Raw genomic sequence first — 8684 nt, forward strand, 5'->3', positions numbered from 1 at the left:
TACAGGCCCTACCCCACCTCGTGCGCGGCTTCTTCGGCGACCCAGACCTGGCCTACATCACCGCCAACTGATTCGACCTACTAACGCCCTTCTTGGTAACAGTCCCCGAAGTCCGAGCACTGCTGGCCCACCTCATCTGGCGCACAGCGCCCGCCGTCAGCGAAGTCCTCGACTGGTCCCACTGGCGACGCCGACATCAAGCCCGCGCCCAACGCTGCCACTACGCCCGCCGCGGCGCCTCACCATAAGTGCGGCTGTAGTACTAGGCCAAGCGAGCCGGTCTCGGCATACGAACGGGTCTGTCCCGGCAGTGAGCAGCACGGGTAGGGTGCCCGCACCACGCAGTGGCCACCGTCGTCCACGCGCGGTCCCGAGTGAACTCGAGACAGCAGCTAGGACGGTGATCGACCGTGGGCGTCACAGCCTTCTCCACCACTCCACCCGCGCAGGGCCTCTACGACCCTGCCCAGGAGCACGATGCCTGCGGGGTCGCGTTCGTCGCGACGATGCGCGGGAGCGCGGGGCACGACATCATCGACCTCGCGCTCACAGCGCTGCGCAACATGGAGCACCGCGGCGCCACCGGTGCCGACCCGGGAGTCGGCGACGGAGCGGGCATCCTCACCCAGGTGCCTGACCGGTTCCTGCGCGGCGCTGTCGACTTCGAGCTTCCTCGCAAGGGCGCGTATGCCGTGGGGATCGCCTTCCTGCCGAGCGATGCGCTCGAGCGGGAGCAGGTTGTGGCGGCTGTCGAGGCGCTGGCCGCCGAGGAGGGCCTGCGGGTGCTCGGCTGGCGCGACGTCCCGGTCGAGCCGAACCTGATCGGGGGAGCGGCCCGTGCCTGCATGCCGGTCTTCCGCCAGCTGTTCGTCACCGCGGCGACCGGTCACGAGATCGGGATGGGCCTCGAGCGTCGCGCCTTCTGCCTGCGCAAGCGGGCCGAGCGCGACCTGCAGGTCTATTTCCCGTCGCTGTCGTCGCGCACCCTCGTATACAAGGGGATGCTGACCACCGGCCAGCTCGAGCCGTTCTTCCCGGACCTGTCCGACCGTGCGTTCGCCACCGAGCTGGCCCTGGTGCACTCGCGGTTCTCGACGAACACGTTCCCCTCCTGGCCCCTGGCCCACCCCTACCGGCTGATCGCCCACAACGGCGAGATCAACACCGTGCGCGGCAACCGCAACTGGATGCACGCGCGAGAGAGCCAGCTGGCCACCCCGGTGATCCCCGGAGACCTGTCCCGCGTCTTCCCGATCTGCAGTCCGGGGGCCTCGGACTCTGCGACCTTCGACGAGGTCCTCGAGCTGTTGCACGTGTCGGGGCGATCACTGCCCCACGCGGTGCTGATGACCATCCCCGAGGCGTGGGAGAACCACGAGGAGATGGACCCCGCGCGCAGGGCGTTCTACGAATACCACTCCACCTTCATGGAGCCCTGGGACGGACCTGCCTGCGTGACCTTCACCGACGGCTCGCTGATCGGCGCCGTGCTCGACCGCAACGGCCTGCGGCCGGGCCGGTATGCCGTGACCACGGACGGGCTGGTCGTGCTCGCCTCCGAGGCCGGTGTCCTCGACCTGGACCCTGCGACGGTGGTCCGCAAGGGGAGGTTGGCCCCGGGCCGGATGTTCCTGGTGGACACCGCTCACGGCCGGTTGGTCAGCGACGAGGAGGTGAAGGCCTCGCTCGCCGCCGAGCACCCCTACGAGAACTGGCTGCACGCCGGGTTGATCCACCTGCGGGACCTGCCCGACCGCGAGCACGTGGTGCACACGTCGGCCTCGGTGACGCGGCGGCAGCAGACGTTCGGCTACACCCAGGAGGATCTGCGGATCCTCTTGTCGCCCATGTCGACCGGAGTCGAGGCGCTCGGGTCGATGGGCACCGACACGCCGGTGGCGGTGCTGTCCAGCCGGCCCAGGCTGCTCTTCGACTACTTCACCCAGCTGTTCGCGCAGGTGACCAACCCACCGTTGGACGCGATCCGCGAGGAGCTCGTGACCTCGCTCGGCACCACCATGGGCCCGGAGGGGAACGCGCTGGAGGCAGGCCCGGCGCACGCACGCCAGGTCGTCCTGCCCTTCCCAGTGATCGACAACGACGAGCTGGCCAAGATCGTGCACATCAACGCCGACGGCGACCTGCCCGGCTACGCGACCCACGTGGTGCGGGGGCTCTACGACGTGGCCGGTGGCGGCGAGGCGATGCGCCGGCGGCTCGAGGAGATCCTGCGGGAGGTGTCCGCCGCCATCGCCGGGGGTGCCCGGTTCATCGTCTTGTCCGACCGTGACTCCCACCGCGGCCTGGCCCCGATCCCGTCGCTGCTGCTCACCTCGGCCGTGCACCACCACCTGATCCGGGAGAAGACCCGCACCGAGGTGGGTCTGCTCGTCGAGGCCGGTGACGTTCGCGAGGTCCACCACGTGGCGCTGCTGATCGGCTACGGCGCGGCCGCGGTCAACCCCTACCTGGCGATGGAGTCGGTCGAGGAGCTGGCGCGCACCGGTGAGGTGGGGGAGGTCTCGCCGGAGGAGGCGGTCCGGGCCCTGATCAAGGCGCTCGGCAAGGGCGTGTTGAAGGTGATGTCCAAGATGGGCATCTCGACGGTCGCCTCGTACCGCGGGGCGCAGGTGTTCGAGGCGATCGGTCTGTCGCAGGAGCTGGTCGACGACTACTTCACCGGCACCGTCTCCCGGCTCGGGGGCGTCGGACTGGACGTCATCGCCGCGGAGGTCGCGGCGCGGCACGGCACGGCATACCCGGAGAGCGGCCCGTCCTCGAGCCTGCTGGCGTCCGGCGGTGAGTACCAGTGGCGCAGGGACGGCGAGGAGCACCTGTTCGACCCCGAGACCGTGTTCCGGTTGCAGCACTCCACCCGTGCCCGCCGGTTCGACGTCTTCCGGAAGTACACCGCCCGGGTGAACGAGCAGTCGGCCCGGTTGATGACGTTGCGGGGGCTGTTCGAGCTGGATCCGGGCGACCGGACGCCGGTGCCGCTGGACGAGGTCGAGCCCGCGAGCGCGATCATGACCCGCTTCTCCACGGGCGCGATGAGCTACGGCTCGATCAGCCAGGAGGCGCACGAGACGCTCGCGGTGGCGATGAACCGCATCGGTGCGCGTTCCAACACGGGCGAGGGCGGCGAGGACGCAGACCGGCTGCTCGACCCGGTGCGCCGCTCGGCGATCAAGCAGATCGCGTCGGGCCGGTTCGGCGTGACCAGTCTCTACCTGACGGCTGCGGACGACCTGCAGATCAAGATGGCGCAGGGTGCCAAGCCGGGGGAGGGCGGCCAGCTGCCGGGACCGAAGGTCTACCCGTGGGTGGCTCGGACCCGTCACTCCACCCCCGGCGTCGGGCTCATCTCGCCGCCGCCGCACCACGACATCTACTCGATCGAGGACCTGGCGCAGCTCATCTTCGACCTCAAGAACGCCAACCCGGCCGCACGGGTGCACGTCAAGCTGGTCTCGGAGGTCGGCATCGGGACCGTCGCTGCGGGCGTGAGCAAGGCGCACGCCGACGTCGTCCTCGTGTCGGGCCACGACGGTGGCACGGGCGCCGCCCCGCTGACCTCGCTCAAGCATGCGGGCGCGCCCTGGGAGCTCGGCCTCGCCGAGACCCAGCAGACGCTGCTGCTCGGCGGCCTCCGGGACCGGATCGTGGTGCAGGTCGACGGCCAGCTCAAGACCGGGCGCGACGTGGTCATCGCCGCCCTGCTCGGAGCCGAGGAGTTCGGGTTCGCCACGGCACCGCTGGTGGTCAGCGGCTGCGTGATGATGCGGGTCTGCCACCTGGACACCTGCCCTGTCGGTATCGCCACCCAGAATCCCGAGCTGCGGGCGCGGTTCACCGGCCGGCCCGAATTCGTCGAGACCTTCTTCGAGTACATCGCGCAGGAGGTGCGCGAGCTGCTGGCCCACCTCGGGTTCCGCTCGCTCGACGAGGCCATCGGCCAGGTCGGTGCGCTGGATGTCCGCGCCGCCATAGAGCACTGGAAGGCCAGCGGCCTGGACCTGTCACCGGTCCTCGCCGGCGGCGAGCGGCCCGCCGGGACCACGCTGCGGCACACGGTGGCACAGGACCACGGGCTCGAGAAGGTGCTCGACCAGCGACTCATCGAGCTGAGCCGGGACGGGTTGGACGGTGGCCAGCCGGTGCGGATCGAGCTGCCCGTCACCAACGTGAACCGGGCCGTGGGCACGATGCTGGGGCACGAGGTCACCAAGCGCCACCCCCAGGGACTGTCGGACGGCACCATCGACATCTCGCTCACCGGCGCCGCGGGCCAGTCGCTCGGCGCGTTCCTGCCGGCCGGCATCACCCTGCGGCTCTTCGGCGAGGCCAACGACTACGTCGGCAAGGGCCTGTCCGGCGGCCGGGTGGTCGTGCGCCCGCTGCGCGAGGCCGCGATGGCCGCGGAGCAGAACGTCATCGCCGGCAACGTCATCGGCTATGGCGCCACCAGCGGTGAGCTGTTCATCCGCGGACTGGTGGGGGAGCGGTTCGCCGTGCGCAACTCCGGCGCCAGCGCCGTCGTCGAGGGTGTCGGCGACCATGGGTGCGAGTACATGACCGGTGGAACGGTGCTGGTGCTCGGTCCGGTCGGACGCAACTTCGCAGCCGGCATGTCGGGAGGACGGGCCTTCGCCCTTGATCTGCGCGCGGACCGGGTCAACACCGAGCTGGTGGACCTCGTCCCCCTCCGCGAGCAGGACCGGGCGACGGTGCACGAGCTCTTGCGGCACCACGCGGAGTGGACCGAATCCGCCGTGGCCGCGCGGTTGCTCGACGACTGGCCGGCCAGCGCGGAGAGATTCACACTCGTGCTGCCACGTGACTACCAGAGGGTGCTCGACATCCGGTCCGGCGCCGAGGCCGCCGGCCGCGACCCCGACGGTCCGGAGGCGTGGCGGCAGATCATGGAGGCGCACCATGGCTGATCCCCGAGGATTTCTGACCACCCGCGAACGCGAGCTGCCGCGCCGCCGCCCGGTGCCGATCCGGCTGATGGACTGGCGGGAGGTGTATGAGCAGCAGGAGGAGGGCGAACTGCGCCGGCAGGCCGGACGATGCATGGACTGTGGGATTCCATTCTGCCACAGCGGATGTCCACTGGGCAACCTCATCCCGGAGTGGAACGACCTGGCTCGACGTGGCGACTGGCCGGGCGCCATCGAGCGGTTGCACGCGACCAACAACTTCCCGGAGTTCACCGGTCGACTGTGCCCCGCTCCGTGCGAGTCGGCCTGTGTGCTCGGCATCAGCCAGCCGGCGGTGACGATCAAGCAGGTGGAGGTCACCACGATCGAGCGCGCCTTCGCGGACGGCAACGTCACGCCACAGCTGCCCGGACGGCTGAGCGGCAAGACGGTCGCGGCGGTGGGGTCCGGGCCGGCGGGTCTGGCCGTCGCGCAGCAACTGACCCGGGCGGGGCACACGGTCGCGGTCTTCGAGCGGGCCGACCGCCCCGGTGGGCTGCTGCGTTACGGCATACCCGAGTTCAAGATGGAGAAGTCGGTCCTCGACCGGCGCATCGACCAGATGCGCACCGAGGGCACCCGGTTCAAGAGCGGGGTGGACATCGGCCGCGACCTCACTGGTGAGCAGCTGCGGCAGCGCTATGACGCCGTCGTGCTCGCCATCGGATCCACCGTGCCCCGCGACCTGCCCGTGCCCGGCCGGGAGGCGGAAGGCGTCGTGCAGGCGATGGAATACCTGCCGCCGGCCAACCGGGCGGCGCTCGGCGAAGAGGCTCCCGGGCAGGTGGTCGCGACCGGCAAGGACGTCGTGATCATCGGCGGCGGCGACACCGGGGCCGACTGCCTCGGCACGGCGCTGCGTCAGGGCGCACGGTCCGTCACGCAGCTCGAGATCCTGCCCCGGCCCGGTGCCGACCGCCCGGATGCCCAGCCGTGGCCGACCTACCCGATGCTGTTCCGCGTCTCGAGCGCGCACGAGGAGGGCGGCGACCGGGTCTACGCCACGAGCACCGAGGAGGTCCTCCAGGACGAGCACGGACGGGTCAGGGCGCTGCGTCTGGTCGAGGTCGAGCTGGGCGAGCGGGGGCCGGTGCCGGTCCCCGGGACGGAGCGGGAGCTGCCCGCGCAGCTGGTGCTGCTGGCCATGGGATTCGTCGGGCCGGAGCGCTCCGGTGTGGTGGAGCAGCTCGGCGTCGAGCTCGACGAGCGCTCGAACGTCCGGCGGGACGACGCGTTCATGACCTCGGTGCCCGGAGTCTTCGTGGCGGGTGACGCAGGACGGGGCCAGTCGCTGATCGTGTGGGCGATCGCCGAGGGCCGGTCGGCGGCGCACGGGGTCGACGCCTGGCTGCGCGGCTCATCCGCCCTGCCACGGCCCGTTGCCCCGACCGACCGTCCACTCACCCCCTGAGCTCCCCGGCCGGACACCTGTGCCGTGTGCTTTCTCGGGCGTGAGCCCATGAGAGCGCTCGCGCCCGAGGTGTCCGGTCGAGGGGGGCTGGCCCTTAGGATCGAGCCATGCGCCGTGCCAAGATCGTCTGCACCCTCGGTCCTGCCTCGTCGTCCCCGCAACGGCTGCGTGAGCTCGTCGCCGCAGGGATGGACGTCGCCCGGCTGAACCTCTCCCACGGCTCCTACTCGGACCACGAGAAGGTCTATCGGGACGTGCGACAGGCCAGCGACGAGTCCGGCCACGCCGTGGGTGTGCTCGTCGACCTCCAGGGCCCGAAGATCCGCACCGGTACCTTCGCCGCCGGTCCCGTCTCCCTGGTCAAGGGGGACCGGTTCACCATCACCACCGACGACGTGGACGGGGACCAGCAGCGGGTTTCCACCACCTATTCCGGCCTGCCGGGCGACGTCGCCAAGGGCGACATGCTGCTCATCGACGACGGCAAGATCGCGTTGCGGGCCGTGCAGGTGACGGGCACCAACGTCGTCACCGAGGTGATCGAGGGTGGTGAGGTCTCCGACCACAAGGGGATCAACCTGCCGGGCGTGGCGGTCAGTGTGCCCGCCCTCACCGAGAAGGACGAGGCCGATCTGCGCTGGGCCCTCCACCTGCGTGCCGACCTGGTTGCCCTGTCCTTCGTGCGGTCGGCGGCCGACGTCGAGGACGTGCACAAGATCATGGACGAGGAGGGCGTGCACCTCCCGGTCATCGCCAAGATCGAGAAGCCGCAGGCGGTCGAGCACCTGGAGGAGATCATCGACGCCTTCGACGGCGTGATGGTGGCCCGCGGCGACCTCGGCGTCGAGATGCCGCTCGAGGAGGTGCCGATCGTGCAGAAGGAGGCCATCGAGATCTCGCGCCGCAATGCCAAACCGGTCATCGTGGCCACGCAGGTGCTCGAGTCGATGATCCACAACGCCCGACCGACGAGGGCGGAGGCCAGCGACTGCGCCAACGCGGTCCTCGACGGCGCCGACGCGATCATGCTGTCCGGGGAGACCAGCGTGGGCGACTTCCCGGTCCACGCGGTCAGCACGATGGCCCGGATCATCGCGAGCACCGAGGAGCACGGGCTCGGCCGGGTCGAGCCGCTGGGGACCCGCCCGCACACCATGGGTGGGGCCGTGACCCTGGCGGCGGCCGAGATAGGCGAGCTGCTCGGCGCGCGCTACCTGGTCACCTTCACGCAGTCGGGCGACACCGCCAACCGGATCGCCCGGCTGCGCTCGACGTTGCCGATGATCGCGTTCACCCCGATCCAGGCCACCAGGTCACAGCTCGCCCTGACCTGGGGCGTGGAGACCTACCTGGTCCCGATGGCCCGCCACACCGACGAGATGGCGATGCAGGTCGACCAGCACCTGCTCGACGGCGGCCGGGCGGTGGAGGGCGACATCGTGGTCATCGTGGCCGGCTCGCCCCCCGGAATCCCCGGGTCGACCAACGCCCTTCGCGTGCACACGATGGGTGACGCCCGCAACAAGGTCGCGCCGGCGTATGGCGACCTCGCAGGCAAGTAGCCAAGCGAACAGCCGCTCCCGCACCGGGATTCGCCGAATGGCGCCCGCCGGTCAGCGGTGACGTAGGCGCACGCAGCATCGGCCTTCGGCAGGGTCGAGGCACGCGGTGTAGTGCTCCTCGTGCAACCCCTCGAGCACGCCCTCGATGAGGTGCAGGTTCATCCCGCAGACCAGCTCCGGGTGCTCACCGACCATCTCGTGGAACGGGCAGTTGGCCAGCACCAGGTCCGGCCCGGGGCCGGACGCCGGCTCTGCGGCCGAAGCGGGGTCCGGCGGGGAGGCCGACTGCTCCACCTCCTGGCTGCCTCCGCCGGACTCGCCCGCCCGGGTCGTCTCTCGCGGCTCGTAGCCGCAGTCCTCGAGGACCTCCTGCACGTCGAGGCCGGCCGCGCCGAGGGCGACACCTTCCCGGCGGGCGTGCCGGGTCAGCACGTCGCGCGGCCTGTCCCCGGAGGACTCGATGTCTGCGACGGTCTGCACCAAGAGGCGTCCGGCCAGGTCGTAGCGCCGGCCAGGCAGCGACACCGCCACGTCCGACCTGGCCCGCCGGTAGAGCTTGGCGGGTCGTCCGGCACCCGGACCGGTGCGCCCGGTCAGGCGCTCGAACGTCACCTCCAACAAGCCGCGCGCGGCCAGCCGGTCGAGGTGGAAGGCCGCGGTGCCGCGCGAGATCCCCACCTCGGCAGCCGCGTCGTCGCGGCTCAGCGGGCGCTGCGCACGGGCCACCAC

General features: G+C 70.8%; 4 protein-coding genes. 3 read left to right on the forward strand and 1 reads right to left on the reverse strand.

All coding sequences use genetic code 11. From position 1 onward, the window contains the following. Positions 1–410: 410 nt before the first annotated feature. From gltB to pyk, 3 genes are all read left to right on the forward strand, one after another. The gene (gene gltB / locus FRW57_RS13070) at positions 411–4943 is read left to right on the forward strand and encodes a glutamate synthase large subunit (protein ID WP_152186176.1); all 4533 of its coding nucleotides are present in this window, start codon (positions 411–413) and stop codon (positions 4941–4943) included. Continuing rightward, a complete protein-coding gene (locus tag FRW57_RS13075) occupies positions 4936–6393 on the forward strand; it encodes a glutamate synthase subunit beta (protein WP_152186177.1) in 1458 nt (485 codons plus the stop codon). The genes gltB and FRW57_RS13075 overlap by 8 nt, the downstream gene beginning before the upstream one ends. A 107-nt stretch (positions 6394–6500) precedes the next feature. After that, the gene (gene pyk / locus FRW57_RS13080; RefSeq protein ID WP_137123024.1) at positions 6501–7955 is read left to right on the forward strand and encodes a pyruvate kinase; all 1455 of its coding nucleotides are present in this window, start codon (positions 6501–6503) and stop codon (positions 7953–7955) included. Positions 7956–8006: 51 nt separating this feature from the next. On the opposite strand, the gene FRW57_RS23230 is transcribed toward pyk, so the two are convergent. Continuing rightward, positions 8007–8684, reverse strand: a 678-nt coding sequence (locus tag FRW57_RS23230; protein WP_162529350.1) for a helix-turn-helix transcriptional regulator, incomplete at its 5' end; no start/stop codon positions are given.

This window comes from Segeticoccus rhizosphaerae (genome assembly GCF_009192725.1).
Taxonomy (GTDB): Bacteria; Actinomycetota; Actinomycetes; order Actinomycetales; family Dermatophilaceae; genus Segeticoccus; species Segeticoccus rhizosphaerae.

Coding starts and splice junctions, on each gene's coding strand:
- pyk (WP_137123024.1), top strand. CDS start 6,501: ATGCGCCGTGCCAAGATCGTCTGCACCCTCGGTCCTGCCTCGTCGTCC.
- FRW57_RS13075 (WP_152186177.1), top strand. CDS start 4,936: ATGGCTGATCCCCGAGGATTTCTGACCACCCGCGAACGCGAGCTGCCG.